This is a genomic window from Pseudoalteromonas sp. SG43-6 (genome assembly GCF_014164365.1).
Lineage (GTDB): Bacteria > Pseudomonadota > Gammaproteobacteria > Enterobacterales > Alteromonadaceae > Pseudoalteromonas > Pseudoalteromonas rhizosphaerae.
Genome location: NZ_JACJEZ010000002.1, coordinates 66,749 through 93,110 on the forward strand (window position 1 = coordinate 66,749; position 26,362 = coordinate 93,110).

The 26,362-nt window shown below is 41.6% G+C and carries 21 protein-coding genes; 13 read left to right on the top strand and 8 right to left on the bottom strand.

Annotation, left to right across the window (positions count from 1 at the left end):
* Positions 1–128: 128 nt before the first annotated feature.
* Both hmgA and maiA read left to right on the top strand, forming a co-directional pair.
* The gene (hmgA, locus tag H5201_RS01050; protein WP_182760770.1) at positions 129–1,430 is read left to right on the top strand and encodes a homogentisate 1,2-dioxygenase; all 1,302 of its coding nucleotides are present in this window, start codon (positions 129–131) and stop codon (positions 1,428–1,430) included.
* 7 nt (positions 1,431–1,437) lie between these two features.
* Entirely contained in the window at positions 1,438–2,067 is a 630-nt protein-coding gene (maiA, locus tag H5201_RS01055; RefSeq protein ID WP_182739507.1) for a maleylacetoacetate isomerase, read from the top strand.
* A gap of 6 nt (positions 2,068–2,073) precedes the next feature.
* On the opposite strand, the gene H5201_RS01060 is transcribed toward maiA, so the two are convergent.
* Entirely contained in the window at positions 2,074–2,307 is a 234-nt protein-coding gene (locus H5201_RS01060; protein WP_145234371.1) for a TIGR02647 family protein, read from the bottom strand.
* Positions 2,308–2,488: 181 nt separating this feature from the next.
* Between H5201_RS01060 and H5201_RS01065 the strand changes: the two genes are divergently transcribed.
* Together H5201_RS01065 and H5201_RS01070 are read left to right on the top strand one after the other, a co-directional pair.
* Complete coding sequence (locus tag H5201_RS01065; RefSeq protein WP_182783518.1) at positions 2,489–2,791, top strand: DUF1496 domain-containing protein; 303 nt, start codon at positions 2,489–2,491, stop codon at positions 2,789–2,791.
* 65 nt (positions 2,792–2,856) lie between these two features.
* Positions 2,857–3,123, top strand: a complete 267-nt coding sequence (locus tag H5201_RS01070) for a VF530 family DNA-binding protein (RefSeq protein ID WP_145234376.1) — start codon at positions 2,857–2,859, stop codon at positions 3,121–3,123.
* A 42-nt stretch (positions 3,124–3,165) separates the two neighbouring features.
* On the opposite strand, the gene H5201_RS01075 is transcribed toward H5201_RS01070, so the two are convergent.
* Together H5201_RS01075 and H5201_RS01080 are read right to left on the bottom strand one after the other, a co-directional pair.
* Positions 3,166–4,791, bottom strand: a complete 1,626-nt coding sequence (locus H5201_RS01075; protein WP_145234378.1) for a diacylglycerol kinase family protein — start codon at positions 4,789–4,791, stop codon at positions 3,166–3,168.
* Between the two features lie 275 nt (positions 4,792–5,066).
* On the bottom strand, positions 5,067–6,068 hold the full coding sequence (locus tag H5201_RS01080; RefSeq protein WP_182783520.1) for a branched-chain amino acid aminotransferase: 1,002 nt from the start codon (positions 6,066–6,068) through the stop codon (positions 5,067–5,069).
* A 363-nt stretch (positions 6,069–6,431) separates the two neighbouring features.
* Between H5201_RS01080 and H5201_RS01085 the strand changes: the two genes are divergently transcribed.
* The 7 genes from H5201_RS01085 (at position 6,432) to H5201_RS01115 (ending at position 12,853) form a co-directional block, all read left to right on the top strand.
* A complete protein-coding gene (locus H5201_RS01085) occupies positions 6,432–6,971 on the top strand; it encodes a sigma-70 family RNA polymerase sigma factor (RefSeq protein ID WP_182717590.1) in 540 nt (179 codons plus the stop codon).
* Complete coding sequence (locus tag H5201_RS01090) at positions 6,968–7,657, top strand: anti-sigma factor domain-containing protein (RefSeq protein WP_182783522.1); 690 nt, start codon at positions 6,968–6,970, stop codon at positions 7,655–7,657. The genes H5201_RS01085 and H5201_RS01090 overlap by 4 nt, the downstream gene beginning before the upstream one ends.
* Before the next feature lie 174 nt (positions 7,658–7,831).
* Entirely contained in the window at positions 7,832–9,424 is a 1,593-nt protein-coding gene (locus H5201_RS01095) for a DUF4331 domain-containing protein (RefSeq protein ID WP_182783524.1), read from the top strand.
* A gap of 11 nt (positions 9,425–9,435) precedes the next feature.
* The gene (locus H5201_RS01100; protein ID WP_145234389.1) at positions 9,436–9,951 is read left to right on the top strand and encodes an Ig-like domain-containing protein; all 516 of its coding nucleotides are present in this window, start codon (positions 9,436–9,438) and stop codon (positions 9,949–9,951) included.
* Between the two features lie 51 nt (positions 9,952–10,002).
* The gene (locus tag H5201_RS01105; RefSeq protein WP_182783526.1) at positions 10,003–11,010 is read left to right on the top strand and encodes a hypothetical protein; all 1,008 of its coding nucleotides are present in this window, start codon (positions 10,003–10,005) and stop codon (positions 11,008–11,010) included.
* Positions 11,007–12,125 (top strand): HupE/UreJ family protein, encoded by a 1,119-nt coding sequence (locus H5201_RS01110; RefSeq protein WP_182730773.1) that lies wholly within the window; start codon positions 11,007–11,009, stop codon positions 12,123–12,125. The genes H5201_RS01105 and H5201_RS01110 overlap by 4 nt, the downstream gene beginning before the upstream one ends.
* Positions 12,126–12,265: 140 nt before the next feature.
* Positions 12,266–12,853, top strand: coding sequence for a GNAT family N-acetyltransferase (locus tag H5201_RS01115; protein WP_182783528.1), 588 nt, complete (start codon positions 12,266–12,268; stop codon positions 12,851–12,853).
* A 92-nt stretch (positions 12,854–12,945) separates the two neighbouring features.
* Here H5201_RS01115 and H5201_RS01120 read toward each other — a convergent pair whose 3' ends face one another.
* The 5 genes from H5201_RS01120 to H5201_RS01140 all read right to left on the bottom strand — a co-directional run bounded on the left by H5201_RS01120 (position 12,946) and on the right by H5201_RS01140 (position 21,517).
* Positions 12,946–13,560 carry a TetR/AcrR family transcriptional regulator gene (locus H5201_RS01120; RefSeq protein WP_182739503.1) on the bottom strand — a complete coding sequence of 205 codons (615 nt, stop codon included), beginning with the start codon at positions 13,558–13,560 and terminating at the stop codon, positions 12,946–12,948.
* A 137-nt stretch (positions 13,561–13,697) separates the two neighbouring features.
* A complete protein-coding gene (locus tag H5201_RS01125) occupies positions 13,698–15,107 on the bottom strand; it encodes an efflux transporter outer membrane subunit (protein WP_182783530.1) in 1,410 nt (469 codons plus the stop codon).
* A gap of 5 nt (positions 15,108–15,112) precedes the next feature.
* The gene (locus H5201_RS01130) at positions 15,113–18,238 is read right to left on the bottom strand and encodes an efflux RND transporter permease subunit (protein ID WP_182717595.1); all 3,126 of its coding nucleotides are present in this window, start codon (positions 18,236–18,238) and stop codon (positions 15,113–15,115) included.
* Positions 18,239–18,250: 12 nt separating this feature from the next.
* On the bottom strand, positions 18,251–19,408 hold the full coding sequence (locus H5201_RS01135) for an efflux RND transporter periplasmic adaptor subunit (RefSeq protein ID WP_182739500.1): 1,158 nt from the start codon (positions 19,406–19,408) through the stop codon (positions 18,251–18,253).
* Between the two features lie 408 nt (positions 19,409–19,816).
* Positions 19,817–21,517 carry a cyanophycinase gene (locus tag H5201_RS01140; protein ID WP_182783532.1) on the bottom strand — a complete coding sequence of 567 codons (1,701 nt, stop codon included), beginning with the start codon at positions 21,515–21,517 and terminating at the stop codon, positions 19,817–19,819.
* A gap of 339 nt (positions 21,518–21,856) precedes the next feature.
* On the opposite strand from H5201_RS01140, the gene H5201_RS01145 reads away from it, so the two are divergent.
* Positions 21,857–24,787: a TonB-dependent receptor domain-containing protein gene (locus tag H5201_RS01145; RefSeq protein ID WP_182783534.1), complete on the top strand. Its 2,931-nt coding sequence runs from the start codon at positions 21,857–21,859 to the stop codon at positions 24,785–24,787.
* Positions 24,788–24,950: 163 nt separating this feature from the next.
* On the top strand, positions 24,951–26,357 hold the full coding sequence (yfcC, locus tag H5201_RS01150; protein ID WP_182783536.1) for a putative basic amino acid antiporter YfcC: 1,407 nt from the start codon (positions 24,951–24,953) through the stop codon (positions 26,355–26,357).
* Positions 26,358–26,362 lie beyond the last annotated feature (5 nt).

Sequence of the window (26,362 nt, forward strand, 5' to 3'; positions counted from 1 at the left end):
GCGGCTATGTCCTGTTAATTTACAATCATGTTTAAGTGTCCATAAATATGTACAGTGGCAAAAAGCATGATGTTTGAATTTAGTCTCACTTGAGAGTATCTTACAGTAAAACATAAAGGAGTCGAGTGATGACCAGCGAATTAAAATATATGACAGGATTTGGCAATGAGTTTGAAACCGAAGCTCTGCCTGGCGCATTGCCTATTGGGCAGTTTAGCCCGCAAAAAGTAAAATACGATTTATACGCTGAACAATTTAGTACCACAGCATTTACTGCGCCGCGTGCTGATAACCGCCGTACTTGGATGTACCGTATCCGCCCATCGGTTGTCCAAGGTGATTACAGCGCAATTGATAACGGTTTAATTCGCACCGCTCCAATTACCGAAGTCCCGACTCCACCTACGATGCTTCGTTGGGATCCAATTGATATTCCAACTACGCCAACCGATTTCATTGATGGTTTGATCACTATGGCTGCAAACGGCAGCGCCAATGGCCAAACAGGAATTGGCATCCATGTTTATGTAGCGAATAAATCAATGACTGATCGTTATTTTTATAATGCCGACGGCGAAATGTTATTTGTGCCTCAGCAAGGTCAGTTACTGCTGAAAACAGAATGTGGTAATTTAACGGTTAAAGCGGGTGAAATCGCAGTGATCCCGCGTGGCATTAAATTCCAAGTCGTTTTGCTCTGTGATACTGCTCGTGGTTATATCTGTGAAAATTATGGTCATGCTTATGTGTTAGCTGAGCGTGGCCCAGTGGGAGCCAACGGCTACGCTAACGACCGTGATTTTCAATACCCTGTTGCTGCCTTTGAAGATAAAGAAGGTGAGTTTGAGTTGGTTGCTAAGTTCAACGGTAATATGTTCCGCTGTGATATAGGCCACTCCCCTTTAGATGTTGTAGCCTGGACGGGCAACAGCGCTCCCTATAAATATGATTTAGCACGTTTTAATGTAATGAATACAGTGAGCTTTGATCATCCTGATCCGTCTATCTTCACAGTACTGACATCCCCGTCAGGCACAGAAGGTGTTGCTAATATTGATTTTGCAATTTTTCCTCCACGCTGGATGGTGGCAGAAAACACTTTTCGCCCACCCTATTATCACCGCAATATTATGAGTGAATTTATGGGCTTAATTGAAGGCGTGTACGACGCCAAAGAGCACGGCTTTGTACCAGGAGGCATGAGTTTACATAATTGTATGTCACCGCATGGCCCAGAAGCTGATGTATTTGAAAAGGCCTCTAACGCAGAGCTTGAACCGCAACGCTACGAAAATACCCTCGCGTTTATGTTTGAATCACGTTACGTTATTTCACCAACAAAATACGCATTAGAAGGCAAAGAGCGCCAACCTAACTACACTGATTGCTGGCGAACTATTAAAAAACACTACAGTGGCCCACAAGGATAATTGAACCATGAAACTTTATACATATTTTCGTTCATCTGCCGCATATCGCGTTCGTATTGCGCTTAATTTAAAAAATATTAAGCATGAGTTAGTAACTGTTAACTTACTAAAATCTGAGCAACAAGCACCTGAATACCTAGATAAAAACCCGCAAGGGTTATTACCTGCGCTGGAAACCAATGACGGTGTACTCGCACAATCGATGGCAATTTTAGAATACCTTGAAGAAACACACCCCGACACACCACTATTATTTGGTGATGCCTGGCAAAAAGCCCAGATCCGTAATTTATGTTATGCCATTGCCTGCGATATTCATCCTATTGATAACCTACGGGTACTGAAATATTTAAGTGGTGAACTTGGTGCTGACGATGCAATCAAAAATACCTGGTATCGTCATTGGGTAGAGGTTGGTTTTGAAAAAATTGAACAGCTACTTGATCATACAAATGAATATTGTGTGGGTGATAAACCTAGCCTTGCTGATGTGTGTTTAGTGCCGCAAGTATTTAATGCTTATCGTTTTAACGTCGATATGACTGCGTATCCGAAAATAGCAGCCATTTATGAACGTTGTAACAAGCTTGATGCATTTATTGATGCTGCACCACAAAACCAACCGGATGCAGCCTGATATTTTTTAATTACCCAACGCACTGTGTAGCACGGTTACGTGCTCTATCAGATCTAAGCCCAGATCGGTTAAGTAACCGCCATCTGGGCTATCTATAATACCTTTATCAAACAATCGTTGTGCCGCGCTTAATAAGCTTTCATCAGCATCACTATGTAACTTAATACCTTGCATTTTACTGGTTAATGGAAATTTTGCTAACAGTGTAAATTCGTCAATCATCGTTTGTTTAAATTGCATGTGTTCACCTTGTCTTTAGAAAATTATTTTTGTGGATTTTACCCTAACACATTTTATGGCCAAGTCACCCTAAAACCCTAAGTGGGCTGGTTTAAACGCATTTAATTGCAACTGAAACTAGTATTTTGGGGTAACTTAGGTATAAGCTTAGTGTAGTTATTTTTTAATGCAAAGGCTAAATATGCGAATTATAACGATTATAGGCATCTGTTTTATCAGTGTAATTTACTCGGCTAATAGTTTCAGTAATAATCAAAAATCGGCCTTGTTTCTTGACGCAAAAAATAAAGTTAGCGAGCAGCAACTATGTTGGTTTGAAGATCAACGCTACAGTGAAGGTGCGATTATTTTAATGGCTAATGTGCGGGTGATCTGTGCAGCAAAAAACCCTCATCACAATAATAGCGCGTTAAATTGGTTAATGCTCAACGAGCAAAATGAAATTATTTACCCAACCGCCCCTAAAACAATTCGCGTTAATTAATAGAATTGGTATCAACGCACAGTTACGTTACAATAGCAGCGACTTTTATCAAGCAATAGTGACTTATGAATCAGCAAGCAAACAACCCGTTACATGGCATTACACTCGAACAAATAGTAGTAAAACTCGAGCAAACACTTGGCTGGAAAGCAATGGGTGAGCATGTTGATATTCGCTGTTTTAAATCTGACCCAAGTGTAAAATCGAGCCTTAAATTTTTACGTAAAACACCTTGGGCGCGTACCAAGGTCGAGCAGTTATACCTCGATAACTGTGTCGATGCACAACCGCAAAACAGCGGTTTTGTGTGGCCTAGTATTAAAAAGAAGTAACAGCCATTGCGCGTTATAGCTTATAACGCGCAACAAGTTCAGTTACTCGACCTGCTCTGCACAGATCACCGCCAGTGATTGCGGAGTAATTTCAATGATCAATTTATCAGCACTTTTAACTTCACCATCAAGTACATATTTTATTTCCTGAGTCGCCGATATTGCAACGCGGCGCGCATTGGTATGATGTGAATTAATCGCAAAATGTGCTTGGGTAATACTGCTAAATACCAGCTCAGCAATACTTAATACATTGGCTGATGCGTCTTGGTTTGGAGTGAGCCAATTAACATCGAGCAAGCCATCGTAATGATCTGGCTGTCCCCCACCTTGCGCTAGTAAAGTAGTAAAAGGTGCAGCATTAGCGACAATTAAACTATTGGTATGTATTTGCTGCGGCTCGTTATCATCTAGCTGTACGGTGAAATCTTGGGCTTTTTGTTCGCCTAAAGCTTGCCAGAAGCCCTGTAAATATGCGAACTGACCAAGCTCATTTTTAGTATCCCGATCGGCTTTTTCAATCATGTGTTGTTCAAAGCCAATCCCTGCTAACAGCAGCATTAACTCACCATTGCAATATGCTGTATCCATTTGCTTGGTTTGCCCTTCAATAATCAAATCACATGCTACTTCCACAGGGATCAACTTTGACTTAATTCCCATTAACACATGTGCTAGAGCATTGGCCGTGCCAAATGGGATAATACCTAATTTACAGTCTGTGTTTACCAAAACACTTGCCACTTCTGCCACGGTGCCATCGCCGCCGCAGGCGATGATCATATCTGGCTTATCAGCTATCGCTTGTTTGGCCAACACAATCCCATTTTTCTCGACTGATGTGATCATCACTTTTAAGTTATAATAAGCAGATAAACGCGCAACAATTAAATGCTCTTTTTGCTGCCATAACTTAGTGCCGGAAACTGGATTGGCAATTAATACCGCTTTATTTTTGATTAATAACTCACCCTTTCTATGGCGTTTAACTAGTTGACGTAGTTGGTGTTTATTTAAATTAGCGGTTTCGCGTGTTTCTTTTATTTGCGCAAGCACTTGATGTACATCAGCCTCCTTATTTTGACTGAGTAAATAAGCCGCCATCACAAACACTGAACGACCACGACCCAACGCACAATGCACCACCACACGACGATTATCTTTAATATGATGGGCAATCCAGTTAATCGCTTGATTAAGCTGCGAACGTGTTGGGACTCGATGATCAAGCACTGGGATATTTAAATAGTTTATGTTTTCTTGTGTTGATGACCATTCAAGTCCATCAAATTCACAGGTTACATCTAAAATCGCGGTAATACCGTTATCTTTTAAAGTATCTATATCTGAAGGGAATAAGCGACAGGCTAAAAATAAGTGTTCGTTAATTTGTTGTAATGGCGGTACTTTATCGTGCTTTCGGCTCCACGCGTTATAAACTTGTGCCCCCAATAAAAAAGGTATGAAAGCCCAACGAATGTAAAACGGGATAACACCGTTTTCTCGTTTACGAAAAATTTTTGCAATATTAAAAAAATAGGCACCGCTTACCAGTAATAAAGATAAAGCCGTCCAATAGAATAGCAGCGAAAAATAGCTAGGACTAACCTGCCACCCCATAATGATAAATACAATTGCCAATAATAAGTAACTTATTGCGGCCCACATAAACGCTCCTTTTGTCGTTAGTTATACCCAAATAGAAATGCAATCTATGCGCCACTAAAAAAATCAAATGGAAATAAATATTCATATATATTTCATAGTATTAAGATATCAGCTGATTAGTTTCGTGATACTTGCTGTGTATACATACGTTATTTTTACACACCTGTGCAGCTAACTTACACAGTTGAAAGTATAGATTATTAAATAACTTAGACCATAAAAAAGCCTAGGTTATAAATAACCTAGGCTTTTTTGTAAAAACATATCGTTTAACTTTACACGTCGATTTTGGTTAACCAGCCATGGGTGTCTGGTGCTTTACCCCATTGAATATCGTTCAAGGCTTGGCGCAAACGCATTGTCGTTGGCCCTGCTTCACCAATGCCCACTTTGTATTCTTTATCATTATGAATAAAAGTACCCACTGGGGTTAATACCGCAGCAGTGCCAGATAAAGCAGCTTCAGTACCCGGTTTTGCAGCACGCTCAAGTAATTCAGTGACTGTAAAATTGCGCTCGGATACTGTCATACCTAAATCTTTAGCGATGGTTAAAATACTGCTGCGCGTCACGCCATGTAAAAAGGTGCTGTCTAGCGCTTTAGTAATAATTTCATTACCATCAATTAAAATAAAGTTTGCGGCACCAGTTTCTTGTACATCACCGCCTGGGCAGAATAGAATTTGGTCGGCTTGATGTTGCAAGCGTGCTGCCGTAATGGGTGCTAATGCACTAGCGTAGTTACCACCACTTTTGATCATACCCATGTGCGGGGCACAGCGCATACCATCTTCTTCTAGTAATACTCGCAACGCAGTCGCGCCACCAGCAAAGTAATCACCCACAGGTGATAATAGCACATACAATAATGAACTTAATGACGGCACAGCCGCTTTACCAATGGCAGCTTCAGTACCGATATGAGTTGGACGAATATACATAGAGCCCGGTGGTAACGGCGTTTCATCAGCATACTGGCGGACAATATCAATGATCATTTTTTCAAGCTTGGCTCCATCAACTTCAGGTAAGCTTAATAAATGCGAGCTTTGTTTCATGCGGGCAATGTTAGCGTCCATGCGGAAAATATAGACTGAGCCGTCTTCATGGCGAAATGCTTTTAACCCCTCAAAACATGTACTTGAATAGTGAAGAACATGTGCACCAGCATGAAGTTCAATTTTATCTGACGGAACAACAGAGCTTTCGCTCCAAGCGTTATCAGTAAAACGTGCTTGAATCATCTGCGGCATAAATACGGTACCGAATGCGGCCATTTTAATCTCTCTTATGTGGTCTACTTTTACCCCATTGTATGACATTCATGCACTGTTTAACCATAACTAAAACAAGGCATTTATTGGAAGTAACAGGATTTTTTGCAATTTCGTCAGTATTTAACTTTGGTAGGTCCTATTATTCTGCTTTGCGGCGTCATTTCCAGCTCTCTAAACGATGAATGTAGGACTGCAGTCTCAGATATAAAACTGATCTCCGCAACTTGATAAGCCGTATTTTACTGCTAGGCTAACTGGTGGAAAAGCATGAAAATAATGATAAGCACCCATCATTTAGTTGGTTTTTTGCATCCATTTTACATCATCATACGTTTACTAACTGACAATAATAATAGGAACTCTATGGAAACCGACGAATTATTACCCCTACTAAGTGCAACCGCGCAGGGCAATAAACAGGCATTTGCTAAATTGTATAATGCCACAAGCGCAAAGCTGTTTGCGATCAGCTTAAAAATGTTAGGCAATCGTGCTCATGCCGAGGAAGCGCTGCAAGATGCATTTGTGAAAATTTGGCACAATGCATCTGATTATCAAGTAACCAAAGGCACAGTGATCAGCTGGATGATCAGCATTGTTCGTTATCGTAGCTTAGACTCTTTGCGCTATCACAAAGTGCGTAAAGAGCAATCCTTAGATGACGACTCTGCAATCTCAGATGATTTAACTGACTCACCTTTAGCTATTGATTACGAAGATAAAAGTAAACTCGTTGATTGTATAGAGCAACTAGATGAACAGCAAAAACAAGCGATCCACTTAGCCTACTACAAAGGCTTGACTCACAGTGAGTTAGTTGATCATATTGATACTCCGCTTGGCACAGTAAAAAGCTGGATCAGACGCGGCCTGCAACAGTTGCAAAGGTGCTTAACGTTATGAATTTTGACAATCAAAAACTTATCGATATGTTGGCGGCTGAATACGTGTTAGGGACCTTAAAAGGCTCTGCTCGTAAACGCTTTCAACGTTTAATGCTCTCATCAAATCGTGTTCGAGAAGCAACCTGGATGTGGGAGCAACATTTAAATAATTTAGCCAGCTCAATTAAATCTGTGCCGCCTGATAGCCACGTTTGGGAAGCAATTTCACAGCGTATTGACCCACAGCAAGCAGTGGTACCAAACAATGTTATTCAACCTAAAACAAGTATTTGGCAAGCGTGGTCGTTAATTGCTACCGCAGCAAGTATCGTATTAGCTTTGATTATTTGGCAGCCACAAACGCCTGTCGGGCAAAACACTCAGCAAATTGCGCTGTTTAAAGATGCCAGCGAAAAACCATTATGGTTTATCGATATCAACGAACAAGGTTTATCAATAAAAGCCAGCGACAAATTGACCGCCAGAACTGATAAGGATTATGAACTGTGGATGATATTAAAAGGTCAAGATGCACCTATTTCGTTGGGCCTTTTACCAAAAGATGGCGTTAAATCGCTATTAAAAGACTCACGTTTCAACGCGCAAGATATCGCATTACTTGCCATAAGTTTAGAACCTATTGGAGGCTCACCAACAGGCTCTCCCACCGAAGTACTGTACACAACTGAGTTAATTTTACTGTAAGTAAACCAACAACACGCAATAAAAAGCCAGCAAAAGCTGGTTTTTTATTCCATTAAATTCAACGAGGTAATTTTAAATATACATTCCATTAATATTTTTTACTTTTTATTGCATCCAATGGTAATTGCTTTGCGTATTAGTAGTGACCACTATCTAAAACTAAAGGACAAAGTCATGAAAGCTTTAACTCCCTCAATATTAGCAGTTGTAGTATGTAGTACCTTAGTAAGCGTCCCATCAGAGGCGTCAAGTCACCGTGAAGCTCCAAATATCAGTCGCTTCCCGACTTTAGATTCAACAGATTTTTATGCATTTAACAGTTATGAACAAGGCCGTGGTGATTATGTCACCCTGATTGCAAACTATATTCCACTGCAAGATGGCTATGGTGGACCTAACTATTTTGCCATGGATCCTGATGCAACCTACAGCATCCATATTGATAACGATGGCGATGCGATTGAAGATATTAGTTTCGCCTTTAACTTCAAAAGTATGCTGCCTAATGACAATCAAGGCGTTGCATTAACCATTGGCCCTGAAGGCAACCAACGTACTGTTGCTGTACCACTTAAAAATATTGGTGGTGTTGCAGCTGGCAATAATGCCGCAGTTAACTTTAGCGAATCATACACTATGACGATGATCGCAGGTGATCAGCGTACAGGTAGCAAAACCATGCTAACTAATACCATGACCAGCAGTAATGAATTCCACAAGCCACTTGATTATATTGGCGATAAAACGTTTTCATCAATGGATGGCTATAAAAGCTACGCAGCGCAATTTGTATATCAAGTAGCGATCCCGGGCTGTGACGGTATGGCAAAAGTATTTGTTGGCCAACGTAAAGATCCATTCGTGGTGAACCTAGGCAAAACCTTTGACTTAGTGAACTATGTGCCGGTAGAAGGCGACAGTGCGCCGGGCGCAGGTGATGGCGAGGGCTTCCCTGGAGGCATTACACAATCGGCAGATAATGATGACTTAGCAGATAAAAATGTGACCGCAATTGCTATTGAAGTACCTAAAAGCTGTGTAGTTGGTAATGGCAATGGCACTATTGGCACATGGACTACAGCTAGCTTACCACAGGCGCGTATTTTAAACCCAAATGCTAAATTTGCTAACAATGCGGTAAACGGTGGTGCGCTTACTCAAGTATCTCGTTTAGGTAATCCACTTGTTAATGAGCTGGTAATTGGTTTAAAAGACAAAGATACCTTCTCAAGTTCACAGCCTAAAGACGATGGTCAATTTATTGATTATGTTACCCACCCATCTTTACCAGAGCTATTAAATATTCTGTTCAAAGATGCGGTTAACACCACCTTAGGGGCAAATCTAGCGACCCTTGCACCAACGAATTTTCCACGTAATGACTTAGTAACTGCATTTTTAACTGGTTTCCCAGGCGTTAATCAATTGGCCACTGTTGCAGGCGCTGAAATGCTGCGTCTAAATACCAATATCGCTGCAAAAGCACAAGCAGATCAATCAGCATTCGGTGTTGCTGGCGATGATTTAGCGGGTTTCCCAAATGGCCGTCGTCCTGGTGATGATGTAGTTGATATTGCGCTACGTGTGGTAATGGGTCGCTTATGCTATCCAATTCCAGTAAATGGTACAAATACTGATTTAGGCCTGTGCACATCTGATGATGCCAGTGTAGGTAACGTACCATTTACTGATGGTGCACCAGTGAACGCTACGATGATGGATGCAAGCTTCCCATATCTAGCAACTCCACTTGCAGGGTCTAAATAAGGAGAACACTCATGCAACATTTTAAATTATCACATCTTGGGTTATTGCTTGCTGCGCTTACACTCAGCGGCTGTAGCAATGATGACGACCATAACACCGTCGAGATACCACCGATGGTAAATAAAGCACCCATAGCAACAGCTGATATGGTAACCACACAAACCGAAGTTGTAATTGAAGACATGCTACAAGGTTCTGATCCTGAAGGAGATACTCTTACCTTCAGTCTGGTTACTGAGCCAATGCTAGGCATGGTAGTGGTTAATAGTGATGGTAGTTACACCTATACGCCGAACCTTGAAACGACTGGCTCTGATAGCTTTACCTTTGCAGTCAGTGATGGGGTAAACAGCCAAGTTACCGCAATGGTTGATATCACTATTGAAGCACTTGAAGTCGATTTTGCACAACTAGGCCGTGCAGCATTTAACCAAGCGGCTACCGATAAGCCACTGAGTGTGAACGGCCGTACATTCACAAATGCGGATGAAAATGCCACATTTGACGATTTGTTAGGTAACAACTAAATCACACAATAAAACTTGCAGGCCATGGATGGCCTTTTTAAGGAGAATGCTATGATCACCCGTGCTTTTACTTACCTTTGTTTATTGATCTCTGTTAATGCAGGGGCTGAACCTTATACGCCAGCAGATGACGAGATCATCGCAAAAGCCCGCACAATAAATACCGCACACCTTAATCAAGACGAATTAATGACGTTACTGATAAATAGCCAACAAGTAGGTCAAACTGAGCTTCGCCAAGGCTTATTAAAAAACCAGTTACAGCAGCGCTATGCGCAATCTCCCACACCACAAATTGGCTACATGTATGCACGCGTTTTACAACGTGAACATCAATTTTCAGCAGCCTTAGCAATCACCGATGCAGTACTAAAACGCGATCCTAACCATGTTAACACCCATCTATTACGCGCCAATATGCTAATGGTTCAAGGTGACTTTAAAGCCGCCAAACAACAATGCTTAAAACTCTTGGCTCTAACAGCAATGGATGTAATTAATACCTGTACATTTGATGTACTAAGCCAAGACGGTCAATTAGCACAAAGTTATCAAAGTTTAGCAAACAGTATTACAAGTAATAAACAAAGCGATAATACCCGCCATGTATTGGCTGAAATGGCACTGAGACTCAATAAACCCGATGAAGCGCTCGCTCATATCCAGTCATTGCCATTAAAAACAGCCCCCGTCAGCCTTGTAGTGTTATGGGCAGATATTTATTTAGCGCAAGGGAATTATCAAAAAGTGCTTAACACTTTGCCCGCACTGGTAAATGAAAAACAAAATTTAGAGGATGCCTTGTTGCTGCGCTTAGCAATTGCAGAGCAACACTACAACGATACCTCGCTGAAACAATGGCAAAATTTAATGGCGCAAAGAGTCGCGCTGCGTGAATTACGCCAAGACAGTTTCCATGCCAGTGATTTAGCTCACTATTATTTAGACATCAATAAACAGCCAGAAAAAGCCCTATACTGGGCAAAAATAAATTGGCAACAAGCCAAGCTTAATGCCGATCAGCAACTACTTACACGTGCACAAGGAGCCTCTTTATGAACGCATTTGTAACTGCGTTTTTTTGTAACCTGTGTTTATTTTTCATGTTGCAAGGAACAGCTCAAGCACACCAATTAAGTACCAGCTATATTAATTTAAACGCAATTGATGACAGCCATTTTACAGGTAGTTGGCAAATCAACGTTGCCGATTTAGAGCAACAGGTGGCGTTTGATTTAAACCAAGATGGGGCTATCGCATGGCATGAGATCAGTGCAAAACATAGCGCCATAAGTGATTTTGTCCTGACCTCACTGACGGTAACATCAGCGGACGAGCAAGTATGTACGCTTACCAGCGACGCTCCGTTGCAGCTTGATAGTCATTTTAATCAACCCTATGTGGTTGTTAAATTGCAATTATCCTGCCCAGCTCTGGACACGAACCACAGCGCCATAGCATTTCATTATCAGGCATTTTTCGATACTGATGCCAATCATAAAGCAATTGTCACTATCAATGAACAAACTCGCGTGATGAGTAAAAATAATGCCCTTCAAACTTTTGATTTTACTAAAAGCAATTACCTCACCACTTTTAATCAATATGTTTACCAAGGAGTGCTGCATATTTGGCTCGGACTTGACCATATCTTATTTTTAATTGCATTGTTGCTTACCTGTGTATTAGTAAAAAAATCAGCAAAATGGCAAGGTGTAGAATCAAAAGTCACGATCTTCAAACACACCGCATGGATAGTTACCGCATTTACTTTGGCGCATTCAATCACTCTGACCGCCACTGCAATGCAATTAGTTACACCTAACAGTCGCTGGGTAGAATTGGGAATCGCTATATCGGTGTTGTTTGCAGCTCTTAACAATATTTGGCCATTAGTTGTGCGTTTAGGTTGGGTCACATTCGCCTTTGGTTTATTGCATGGCATGGGCTTTGCGAGTGTATTAGGTGAATTAGGGCTATCCAGTGACTATCAATTACTCAGCGTGCTAGCATTTAATTTAGGTGTAGAGATAGGCCAACTGGCTATATTAGCAGTTACATTACCAGTCCTTATTTGGGCAAGAAACTATCACTGGTATCAAAAATGGGTGATGCCTGCAGGCTCACTCGCCATCGCAATAATCGCGGTACAGTGGTCAATGGAGCGGATTTGAGGTTATTGATTTATAGCTGAAATCAACAGATTAATTGTAAAATTCAATGTGTAAGTTGCTATCATTGAATCCTTATAGGATCATCTCTATGTACAAAATGTTGAGATATTAAACAATGGCCCTAGGAGTAAGGGAAATATATGCAGTGGTTAAAACCAATGCCATTGGTTGGGCACTTTATAACGCTTGAGGTGTTAAGCTTACATCATATTGATGAATTAAAACATGCGGTGCTTGATGGAGAGTCTTGGAAATTATGGTATGCCAATGTTCCTTCGCCAGAACAAATGCACAGTTATGTTGAACGGGCAATTATTGAAGCCAAAAACGGCAATAGCGCCTTCGCCGTAAGGTGTAATAGTAGCCATAAAATAGTTGGCACAACTCGATTCTATAACGTAGACGCACAGCATAAGCGCGCATTACTAGGCTACACATGGTATGCCAAGGCTGTACGAAGAAGTCCTGTAAATACTGAATGTAAACTTTTGATGTTGAAGTATTTATTTGATACTCACAATGCCATTGCAGTTGAGTTTAGAACACACTTTTTTAATCAACAGTCGCGAAAGGCAATTGCAAGGCTAGGCGCTAAACAAGATGGTATTTTACGCAGCCATCAAATAACAAGTGATGGATCGATTCGCGATACTGTTGTTTATTCAATTATTGCATCAGAGTGGCCAGCCGTGAAGAGTCATTTACTGAATAAACTAAAATATACTTAACTTATAATTTAAAGTATTGCGCTTTAAGCCAAAAATTAACTCAGCAAAGAAGATTAAACGACACCTCTTTGCGGTTAAGGGCTCGCCTCTAATTAGAACGGTACAAGCAACACCCGCATTGCCGGGCGAAGCGCTAATAATAGCGTGGCTTTATCAACATGTGGATTAAGCGTTTTACGTATGGTGATCCCATTTATCATTGCAAACATCACTTCGATACGGCTTTCAAGTTCAGTTGCACTAAGGTCTTTTATCAAACTGCGTTCACTCAATAAAAGATTTCGCATTTTCTCTCTGGCGTAACAATCAGACTTTCGCAACTGCTCTGCCACTTTATCGTTGCGCGCAGCTTCAGCGAACATCTCTAAATCCAGTGCACCTTGGTTTACATCAGTATGATGATCCACTGCGTGGTCTAAACCATCGAGTAGAATCGTTACTAAGTCACCAGGTTGATCTTCATACTCCTGAAAAATAGAGAACAGTTTTTCCATATCCTGTTCTATAATCGATTCAATGATCGCTTCTTTACTGGCAAAGTAATTGTAAATATGTCCTGCGCTCATCCCTGCGGTCTTTGAGATCTCGGCCATTCCTGCGCCATGATAGCCTTTTCGTCTAAAACAATCGGCCGCAGCACTAAGCACTTGCTCACGGCGTGCTTGCACAAGTGCAGGGTCGGTTTGTCTTTTAGATTTTTCTTTCATAGTAACTCCGAAAAGCGCTGCTTTTCTTTAACCTAATAATTATCACTAGCTTATATGCCCTTTGACATCAACTTTGTCAGTTGCCACAAAGAACTTAATAAACTAGTGATAAACTATACAGTGGTGCAGCCTAGCGGCTATTCACTCTGTTGAGCCGACCGTTGCCAACCGCCTCCAACCGCTTTATACAAACTAATTTGGCTCGTAATATAGGCTTTTTTACCGCTAATGAGTTGTTGCCCTGCACTGTACCAATTACGCTGTGCATCCAGCACTTGTAAATAGCTATCGGCGCCTTTTTCAAAGCGAGCTTCAGAGAGTGTAAACGACACTTGATTACTGTTATACAGATCTTCAAGCGCACTTAGCTGCTGCATATAGCCTTCCCTATCGGCAAGCGCATCAGAGACTTCTTTAAATGCCTGTTGAATCGTTTGTTCATAGGTTGTTAGCGCAATCTGTTGCTGAGTTTGCGCAACATCTAAGTTTGCTTGATTACGACCCATATTAAATATCGGTATCGTGATCGATGGCATAAAGCTCCAAGTGCCAGTGCCACTTGAAAACAAATTATCTAGATCACTCGACGCACTCCCGGCATTAGCCGTTAAGCTAATACTTGGAAAAAATGCCGCCTTTGCAACACCGATATTAGCGTTAGCAGCTAATAACTGAAACTCTGCTGCTTTAATATCAGGACGTTGTTCAAGTAACTCGGATGGTAAGCCTACAGGCACGGTCGGGAAATTTAGTACTTCATCTAAACTCTCAACAGGTAACAACTGCGCTGAAACCGGCTGACCTACTAATAAATCAAGGGCATTTTTATCACGCTTTAACAAGCGCTGATAGTTAGCAATATCAACTTTTGCGGTGGCTACAGTGCTCTCAATTTGTGCCAACGTTAACTTTGATGCCGCGCCAAGTGCATAGGTTTTTTCGGTTAACGCCAGTGATGCCTGCTGACTTTTTAGGGTTTGCGTAGCAAGCGCTAACTGCTCTTTATCAGCAGCGTAATTTAGCCACGCAATTACCAACTCAGAAATTAAGCTAATTTTTACACTCGTTTGAGTTTGCTCTGACGCGTACAAAGTTTGCAGTGCTTGATCAGATTGATTACGAATTTTGCCCCATATATCGAGCTCATACGCGGTCATCCCCACGGTAGCTTGATAGCTATCGCTAATTTGTGCATTACCGGTTGACGTTAAGTCTCCCGGTAAGCGCTGACGCGTGCCCGACGCAGCAAAATCGATTGACGGATATAAGGCAGAGTCTTCGATTTGATAAAGCGCACGAACTTGCTGCACATTAAGTGCGGCAAGTTTAAGGTCTTTATTATGAGCTAATGTTTGTTCAATCAAGTGTTGCAACTTTTCATTCGCAAAAAACTGCTGCCATCTTAAATCAGCCGTATTACCTTGTTCGCTCTGTATTGCGTAGCTATCAGGCACCGGCAACACGATATCTTCACGCGGAGGTGCCATTTGGCAAGCACTGAGCACAAATATGCTTAGACTCGCTAGGCTTAACGTTTTGAATGTCATTATGATTACTCCTGTGTCACAGTTTTATGTTTACCTGGAAAAACTCTGCGCACTAATACAAAGAATAACGGTACAAATATCACAGCCAATATTGACGATGCGAGCGTGCCACCTATGACAGAGATACCTAGAGCATTTTGTGCACCAGAACCAGCACTTGATGCAATAGCTAAAGGTAGAACGCCACAAATAAATGCCATAGAAGTCATTAAAATTGGTCGTAGTCGTAGCTTAACAGAGTTAATTGCAGCATCCACCAGCCCCATGCCTTCATCCATTTTATGAATTGCGAACTCAACAATCAAAATGGCATTTTTAGACGCCAGTCCTATGGTAGTCAACAAGCCTACTTGTAAGTAAATATCATTTGATAAGTTACCTATAAAGGCAGCCATTGCAGCGCCGAATACACCTAAAGGAACAATCATCATTACCGCAGCAGGCACCGACCAACTTTCATACAATGCAGCTAAGCACAAAAATACCACTAATAACGACAACGCATACAATAATGGCGCTTGACCACCACTTAAACGTTCTTCATACGAAATACCAGTCCATTCAAAGGCAATCCCGGTTGGTAACTGGCTAACCAATTTCTCCATTTCATCCATGGCTTGACCGGTACTATAGCCTGGCGCTGCTGCACCTTGAATTTCCATTGCCGAAAAGCCGTTATAGCGTTCAAGACGCGGCGAACCATAGGTCCAGTACGACTGAGCAAACGCGCTAAATGGCACCATATCGCCATTACTATTACGTACATACCATTTATCTAAATCTTCCGGCACCATACGAGACTCTGGCGTACCTTGTAAAAACACTTTTTTTACTCGACCACGGTCGATAAAGTCATTCACATAGCTACTACCCCACGCGGTAGACAAAGTACTATTGATATCTGCTTGGGTCAGCCCAAGTGCTTGCGCTTTTGCTAAATCAATATCCAGTTCAAGCTCTGGTTTATCTTCTTGACCATTAGGACGAACGCCCGCTAATACAGGACTTTGTGAAGCCATGCCTAGTAGCATATTTCGCGCTTCGAGTAATTTGTCGTGACCAAGCCCAACCCTATCTTGTAAAAACAAGGTAAAGCCATTGGCAGTACCAAGCTCAACAACCGCAGGTGGTGGGAAAGCAAAAACAAAGGCTTCTTTTATCGTAGAAAAATAACCCATAGCTTTACCTGCAACTGCACCAACCGATAAATCATCGCGTTGACGCTCATCCCAGTGTTTTAAACCAACAAAGCCAAGCGCTGCATTTTGCCCAGAGCCTGCGAAGCTAAAGCCAGTTACACTAAACACAGAACGAACAGCTTCAGACTGATCTTCTAGGAAATGTTTTTCCATTTTCTCAACGACTTTTAATGTCTGCTCAGTGGTTGCTCCTGCTGGTAAACTTACTTGATTGAACAAAATACCTTGGTCTTCATCAGGTAAAAATGCTGAAGGAAGTTGTGAGAAAATATAGATCATACCGCCAACAATTAAGCCGTAACACAATAAATAGCGCTTACTTTGCTTGATCATACGGCTTACAAAGTTTTGTGCGCCGGTATTGGTCTTTTCAAAGCCACGGTTAAAGCCCATAAAAAAGCGACCAATAAATGATGAGTTATTATGTACGTGGCTCGGTTTTAACATGGTTGCACACAGTGCTGGTGTTAAAATAAGTGCCACTAAAACAGATAAACTCATAGCAGTTACTAAGGTTACTGAGAACTGACGATAAATAACCCCTGTCGAGCCTGCAAAGAACGCCATTGGGATAAATACGGCCGATAACACCATAGCAATACCAACTAGTGCACCTTTGATTTCATCCATCGATTTTCGCGTAGCTTCAAGCGGTGAAAGTTTTTCTTCGGTCATCACCCGCTCAACGTTTTCAACCACCACGATGGCATCATCAACTAACAAGCCAATGGCCAGTACCATAGCAAACATGGTCAAGGTATTAATTGAATAACCGAGTACTTGCAGCACAGCAAATGTACCCAATAAAACCACAGGCACTGCAATAGTAGGAATTAGAGTTGCTCTAAAGTTTTGTAAAAACAAGTACATAACTAAAAACACTAACACCACGGCTTCGATTAATGTACTCACTACTTTTTCAATTGATAATGATACAAACGGAGTGGTGTCGTAAGGTACAACACTGGCTAACCCTTCAGGGAAAAAAGGCTCTAGTTCAGCCAATGCAGTTTTAACACCCGCAGCAGTATCAAGAGCGTTTGCACCACTGGCAAGTTTAATACCTAAACCTGACGCTGGTTTACCATTAAAGCGCGCCACAACACCGTAGCTTTCACCGCCAAGTTCGACTTTTGCGACATCGCCTAAGCGAACTACAGAACCATCCTCATTGTTTTTGACAAAAATATTGCGAAATTGTTCTGGTGTTTGTAAGCGACTTTGCGCAGTCACAGTGGCATTAAGCTGCTGCCCTGAAATCGCAGGTAAAGCACCAAGTTGACCTGCCGATACTTGCGCATTTTGAGCACTAATAGACGCACTAATATCTGCAGGAGTCAGTTTATATTTTTGCAGCATACTAGGGTCTAACCAGATACGCATCGCATACTGTGAGCCAAATAACTGCACTTCACCTACGCCATCAACGCGCGACACGATATCTTGCACATTGGATGCAACATAATCACCAATGTCGATATTATTCATGCTGCCATCTTCAGAAACAAAACCAACAACCATTAAAAAGTTACGTGCAGATTTAGCAACAGATACACCTTGGCGTTGCACTTCTTGTGGCAATAACGGGGTTGCCAAGGCAAGTTTATTTTGCACTTGAACTTGTGCAATATCTGGGTCGGTATCAGCATCAAACGTTAGTGTTAAAGTTGCCGAGCCATTTGATTCCGAGGTTGATGACATATACAACAAGCCATCTAATCCTTTCATCTTTTGTTCAATAACCTGCGTAACAGTATCTTCTAACGTACGTGCGGAAGCACCTGGATAATTAGCTTGAACACTAATTGCCGGAGGCGCAATAGACGGATACTGAGCAATAGGTAGCGCTTTAATTGCAAGTATACCCGCCAACATAACAATAATGGCCAGTACCCATGCAAAGATAGGCCGGTCGATAAAAAATCGTGACATTAAAATGCTCCGTTATTGAGTTTTAGCAGCTGAGTCGGCAGGCACTGCATTAACAGGTGCGCCCGGTGCTATTTTTTGTAAACCTTCAACAATCAGTTGATCGCCGTCGTTCAAGCCACTTGTCACTAACCAGTTAGCACCTACTGTGCGGTCAGTTTTTAATACTCGCGCTTCAACAGTATTGTCTTTACTCACCACCATCGCTGTAGGCTCACCTTTGCTATTACGACTCACACCACGTTGTGGTACTAAAATAGCATCAGACTTAACACCTTCAACAACCACAGCTCTGACGTACATACCTGGTAATAATAGCTTTTCTGGATTTGGAAATTCTGCTCGTAAAGTCACTGAGCCAGTGCTTGGATCAACAGCCACTTCAGAAAACTGCAAAGTGCCAGTGTGCGGATACACTGAGCCATCTTCCATAGTGAGTTCAACCTTTGATTGCGCAGTAAGATCTTTGTCAAGCTCACCATTGGCAATCGCTTTTTTCAAGCGAGTCAACTCACTACTTGACTGTGTAAGGTCAATATAAATTGGGTCAAGCTGAGTGACGGTTGCTAACACGGTTGCTTGATTAGCACTTACCAAAGCACCTACGGTCACGTTCGATTTGCCAATTTGACCACTAATAGGTGATGAAACCTTACTATAGTTAAAATTGATCTGTGCGGTTTTAAGCTGCGCTTGAGCCGTTAATAAATCAGCCTGGGCGCCTTTATAGCTTGCGTCGGCTTCATCAAAATCTTGTTGGCTGACCGCTTTTATTGCTAGTAACTCAGAATAACGATCTGATTTAGCCTTTGCATTAGCAATGCTTGCTTGTGCCTTACTAATAGCGGCTTTACTGGTTGCCACTTGCGCTTCAAATGTAGCTGGGTCGATTTGATATAAAGCCTGACCTTTTTTAACTTCAGCACCTTGAGTGAATAAACGTGATTGAATAATACCGCTTACCTGAGGACGAATCTCCGCCACTTGAGACGCAGTTACTCGTCCAGGAAGCTCCTTAGTAAGTGTTAATGGTTGGCTTTTTAATGTAATTACGCCAACAGGAGCTGGCTGCGAAGCAGGCGCATTCGCCTGCTGAGTTTGATCGCAACCGGATAAAGCAACTGCACTTGCCAAAGCGGTGACAGTAAAAAGAACGACGCGAGAACGCTGCATGTTAACTACCCTTAATTTAGAATGAACGATCATTCTAAATTAAATTATTACATTTTCCAATGTTAATTGAGAATTATTTTTAAAAGATCTAAGAGCATGTAAAGTGATGTAAAAAGACTTGACGGTGAGCTAAAAAACAGAACAACTCGATTGCTAATTGCAGGTACAAAAAGAGTTAATTTTATCTTTAATGAGCATAACAATGCAGATGCAGTAAACATTAAAAGTAGTCATTTTGAACGTCTGGAACTAAAAGCGACACAGCAAGCAGATGTTCAATCATCGGTTGTAAGATTTGAGGGTAAATGGGTAGCAATATATCCAAATTGGTGTTGTTGACAATTTAACACATTACTTAGTCATTTAAAGAAAAGCTACTGTGAGTAACAGTAGCTCTTCATCAAAGCATCATTGAATCGTCGTAATATTAACGCTAAGTCGTTCAATTGCACAGCCATAACTGCTTGGACTTATTCTCTGATACTGGGTATTTTTGCTGGCATTTAAAGTCACTATAAACTCATCTTGCTGACCTACCGCTGACTGCTCATTAGCTAAACACATTGCTTGAGTAAGCGAGCGCAATTTAGCATCAGTGAGTATGTTATTAAAACGCTGCATTGGCAAAGGCGGTATTTTAATTGCAGGCAAAGCACTGTCTATAGTACGTTGGTTTAATTGGTAGCCTTGAGGTGTTACATCAATAATCGCACCAGCTGGCCAAAATGAATAATCAAAACTGTATTTATCTTTGCCCTTATTTAAATGCACAACCCCATGCTTACCTAGCACTGTCACAATCGTACTCTGTTGTGATTTTATGAACACTAAAGCTGTCGTTTCATCAACACCAAAGCCATACTGTTGCCCTGTTTTTGCAAGCAATGTCGCTAAACGCACAGTGCGATTTCGCTCACTAAAATGGGTGTCAACTATACCTGCACTAAAGCTGCCCAGCCCACCATTAGTTTGATAGGTTAATGTATCTGCGCTTAGCCCTTGATTACAATCATCTTCACAACGTTCACTCGGTGCAGAAACTGCGTGCGCACCATCACGTAATGCAGCTAAACTAGTGCCATTAGTGATCATAGCAACACTACCAAACTGGTTACTGCCGCCACTTTGAATGGCTGTGCCTGCACTTGTACCTACCAATAGCGGACGTGAACGTATAGCATCGGTCCATGGATACGGCTTGCCCGTATCATCAAATAACACTTTTCGAGTTAAACTTTGATCGCCACCATTGAGCATAATACCTGTTGCTGATTCGATTTTTGCAACTAAATTATCAACACCCGCGTCGCATAGTTGTTGCTCAGCTTGAATACGGTCAGGATAGATTTTGTGGCGATTAAACACCTGCATGTTTTGCTGGCGAAATTGCGCTAGCTTTTCACATTGCCCAGTTGTGATTGCTTGCGCTAATGCCGGAGTTAATGCCAGCCATGAACTTTTAATACGATCAAAATCCAGTAAGCCTTCGTAAAAGTCAGCCGATTCATAAGGGTCGCGACTCGATGCTGTGATAGCTAATAAGCTCGGCTGTTTACTATTTACTTTAGCTGTTGCAGAAATAAAATTAACTATATCATTAGCAGCCGGCTCATTATTTTGTTTACTTTGCACCGTTTCTTTTATGCGCTGGCCTTTAGCATCAACAACCGCCACTTCCAGCATATCAGTGACAAAGTTATATTCTCGATCAGTTAAATTATTGAGCGAGCGGCTATCTAAATCCCGCCAAGCCCATAGCAACGACCCTTTATCGATAAGATTAGGCTGTTGCTTGGCAATTTTTGATAAAACCCGCAAGGTTTCATTGCGATTATTAGTACTATCATCAGGCCATTGGCTTTTTATTTCTTGTAGTGCTTTGCCCGTCAATTGAAATTGATTCGCTTTTTTTCCTATTAATGATGTTTTTTCAATGCAATTTTCAGGACTAAAACTTGAACAAGTCGTTAATGCACCACCAATTAACAGCAAGGTTTGCTCAGTTTGATTTGCAGATATATTCGCCGAAAAAGCAGCCATTACCAGTGTAAAAGCAGCAAAAAAACCATATTTAGGGCTCTTTGCAAGATGTTCCCGAAAGTTTTCCATAATGTTATACTCATGTAAAAAATGATAAAAAATAGCTTGCAGTAAAACTTTATGCTTGCTATAAAAATAAGGAACTTTTAAATCGCGAGTAAGCTAGCACCCAAATACTAGCTTTGTCAAAAACCTTTTGGATTGGAATTATGTTTAAAAACGCAACATCGCTGTGTACATATTTCTACTCTCCTCACTACCTTTCGGAGTGGTTTGACGAGTAGCCACTACCTCACATTCTCTGTGAGGGGCTAACTGTGTCTATCGATCACGGCCCTGTCTAAATAATCAAAAAATAAGCACTGTGCAGTACACCTGTGCTTAAAATAAAGACAAAGGTAAACCAATATGTTTCGTCAATTAACTATTGCAACGGCAATAAGCGCAGTGCTTTGCCCAACTTTTTTGTATGCGCAAGAAAACACTAAAGCTGAAAACATTGAACGAGTAGAAGTCACCGGATCACGTTTAAAAGGCGTCGATCTTGAAGGAACGATTCCACTAACGGTATTAGACCAAGATGCCATCAAACGCTCTGGCGCCAACACGATTCACGAATTACTAAAGGATTTATCCGTGTTCAAAGGTGGTAGCGGCACTTTTTCCACTTCAGAAAGCGGTGGCACGTCCACTTCAACACCTGCGGGACAATCTGCAGCAAGCCTACGTGGCATGGGCCCATCAGCCACATTAACACTGATTAATGGTCGTCGTGTTGCGCCCAGTTCATTTGCCGCTGGCACGGAAAACTTTGTCGATGTGAACTCAATTCCACTTGCAGCTATCGAGCGCATTGATATTCTTGCAACCGGTGCATCAGCGGTTTACGGTGCAGATGCCGTAGCAGGTGTAATTAACTATATTTTAAAAGATGACTTTGAAGGCGCTGAAGTAAACGCATCCTACGCAAACAGCTTTAACAGTCATGATGAAGGTAAAAAACAACTTAACCTAGTATACGGTACAAACATTGGTGAGAGTAACTTAACGGTTTTTGCCGATATTTTTGACCGTAACGCCTTTAAAGCCACCGATCGTGATTTCACTGCATCATCACCACTGGTGAATAGTTATTCGTACTTACCAAAACTTGAAAACGCGCCAAATATTTATTATTACAGCTCGCGTGATGGGAATGAATTGCCAGCGCCAAATTGCCAGACTGAATTAGTTACAACTGAATTTGGTGAAGACATTTGTGCCTATTACCCAAATCAAGACGATTATCTGGATACGCCATTTGAGAGTCTATCGACTGGCTTTATGTTCAATAGCAGCTTAGGCGGTCTTGATTGGCATACTGACTTTTTCTATAGCCAAACAAAGGCAAAAGCGTACTCGTCACCCTCACCGATTAATCAAATAAATGATGAAGATGGTCCTTTCATTTTAGAAGATGCGCTGTTCATTTATGATAATGCAGATGGCAGTAATGATTTGATGGATCAAGTGTTTATTGACCCATTTGAATTTGATACGCAAGCTGGCCGCGAAGTTTACGGCTTTGGCTTTGATGCGCGTTTTAATGCCCCACGTACTGTCGAAGTAGAAACTAAAAACTTCCGCTTAGTGAGTAGCCTTGCAGGTGATGTTGGTGACTGGAGCTGGGAGTCAGGCGTAACCTTTTCTCGCTCAAGCTCTGAGCAAGAAGCCATTGATGGTATTTACAATCGCTATCAATTTCATGCCGCCATTACTGGTGAACTATGCTCAGACGGTACATTAGCAAACTACGACGGCGCAAACCTTAACTGTGTATCAGGCGATTTACTGCCATTTTATAATCCATTTGTGCAAGGCGATGCCGCCAACGATGCGGTTTTAGCAACGGCACAGGCACGTCCAACACGCAGTGGCGAAAGCACCGTATACGGCTGGGATGTAAACTTTAACGGTGAGCTATTCACCTTTAATGATTTACCCGCTTATGCATCATTTGGAGTTGAAGCTCGCCGTGAAGAATTAACTGACATTCCATCACTTGACTCGCAAGCACGCCCTGAAAACGGCTACTTAGTGGATGTATTTGGTTTTGGCTCGAGCTTATCAGAGGCTGATCGCACTCAATACGCGGCGTTCGCAGAAATAAGTGTATCATTGACCGATCAAGTTGAGCTACAGGCGGCAGGACGTTACGATCATTATGACGATTTTGGCGGCACCTTTAATCCAAAAATAGGCTTAAGCTATCGTCCTAACGACTCGTTAGTGTTACGTGGCTCATGGTCTACGTCATTCCGTGCCCCTTCTCTTACGCAAGCTGGTGTTAAATTAAGAACCACTCAATCAACCTTCGATTGCGGTGCTAACCAAGCAGTATCTGATCTTTATTGTATGGGCCAAGGAACAGAGGTAAGTGTTAACTCACTCGAGCTTGGAAATAAAAATCTTAAAGCTGAAGAATCAGAAGCTATTAGTGTTGGTTTTGCTTGGAGCCCAAGCGCTGATACTAACCTAACCGTTGATTACTGGCAGTTTGATCACGAAGAAGTGATTGATACTAATATGACTGCGGTGCTAGATCGTGCCATTACTGATGCATCACTGCGCCATTGCGGTATTGTCCCAGAAGGTCAACAAGGTATTTCTTACGATAATGAGCTATGTGATATCAGTGACAATAGTGGTTTAAGTATCGAGCAAGATGGTGCCAACCTAAATGAAATTTTAGATAACTATATTACCGAGTTTAACCCACGTGATGATGAACTATTTTTACCATTATTTCGTGACCATGTTATCCCACTTGAAAATACCGGCACACAAACATTAGCAGGGATTGATATTAAGTTTGATCACCGTTTTAGGCTTTCAGGTGGCGATTTAACTTTTGCATTTGATGGCACGCACTATCTTGAATTTGAGCGCAGTAAACCAGGGTCTGATGCCATTGAAAAGTTAGTGGGTACATATCGCTACCCTGAAAACATCGGTCGTATGTCAATCGATTGGGAAGCTCAAAGCTACTACCTAAACCTTGGCGCAAATTACACCAGCAGCTATGATGATGACATTGAAGGACTTAGAGGCCGTGAAATTGATGAACTGGAAAGTTTAGGTAAACTTGACTCACAAGGTAATCATCAAGTTGACGATTGGCTCGTATGGGATTTATCTGCAGGTTACTACGTAAATAAAGCCCTTACCTTAAGAGCGCGCATTGATAATATTTTTGACAAAGAGCCGCCACAGCTATACGGCTCAAGTCGTGGTTTTGATTCTATAAACCATAATGCTTATGGCGCGCGTTATACATTTAGTGTCAGCTATCGTTTCTAAAAATTATACGCGCCGTGCTAGTCGCTGTGCGTAACACCATCCAAATTGTACTAAGTGGCTTTGCTTTGTAGAGTAAGGTCACTTATTCAAATAAACTTCGTGTTAAAATAAGCAGGTGTGCGGCTTAGTCTAAGCAACCTATTTCTTTGCGAAAAGTGAAATTATGAAAAACAAACAATTTACTATGCCTGATGCAAGTATCATCTTGTTATCAATTGCATTAATTGCCTACTTGGCAACCTTGTTTATTACTCCTGGGATGTTTAACGCCCAAAAAGATAGCCACAGTGTTGAACTTTCTCAATACCAAACAGTGGCTGTAAGCGAGCAAACGCCGCTGTTTGCTGAAGGCGGTGAAATTGGCCTGGCAAATGTGTTGTTTGAAGGTTTAGTATCGGGTGACAAGTACGGCGCAACCATCGGTGTCATGGCATTTATATTAATTACCGGCGGCGCGTTCGGTATCATTATGAAAACAGGCGCAATTAATAACGGTATTATGGCGCTTATCAATAAAACTCAGCGAGTTGAATGGCTGTTTCTACCATTATTATTTGTGTTATTTTCGTTAGGTGGCGCAGTATTTGGTATGGGCGAAGAAGCCATTGCTTTTTGTATTGTCTTGCTACCGATCATGAAACAGCTCGGCTATGATGCCAAAGTAACGGTTTTAACTACGTATGTTGCCACACAAATTGGCTTTGCAACGTCTTGGATGAATCCTTTTAGTATTGCAATTGCACAATCTATTGCTGAAATACCGGTTTTTTCTGGTGCTGGCTTTAGAATGATCGCATGGGTTGTGTTTACACTATTTGGTTTATTTTTTACTATACGTTATGCCAACTCGATCAGAACCATTAACACCGCGCAAAGCGACTCCCATACTGATATAAAATTAGATACCGCCGATAAACTTATCTTGATTACTTTTATAACGGGTATTACTTGGGTTGTGTGGGGTGTGATGGCGCGCCAATACTATATTCCAGAGCTCGCAGCACAGTTTTTTTGTATTGGTGTGATCAGTGCTTTTATAGCCAGTATTTTTAATAAACAAACAGCTAACCAAAGTGCTGATGCATTTAAACATGGCGCACAAGAATTGTTGCCCGCAGCCATGTTAGTCGCTCTTGCCAAAGGGGTGGTATTATTACTTGGCGGCAGTGATTTAAATGCACCGTCAACCTTAAATACATTACTTTATCATAGTGCTAGTAGTATCGCTGCGGTACCAGACTTTGTTGCGGCATGGGGAATGTTATTATTTCAAAGTGTGTTTAACTTTTTTGTTTCTTCAGGGTCCGGCCAAGCCGCTATCACTATGCCACTGATGTCTCCATTAGGCGATTTACTCAATGTCTCACGACAAATTGTGGTATTAGCTTTTCAGTTTGGCGATGGCTTAACGAATATATTCATTCCAACCTCAGCCAGCTTGATCGGTTGCTTAGGTATTGTAAAGCTTGATTGGAGCGAATGGGCAGCCTTTATTTGGCGTTTCACTTTAGCATTATTTACTTTAGCAAGCGGCTTCATATTTCTTGCTTATTTTATCAATTATCAATAAAAAGA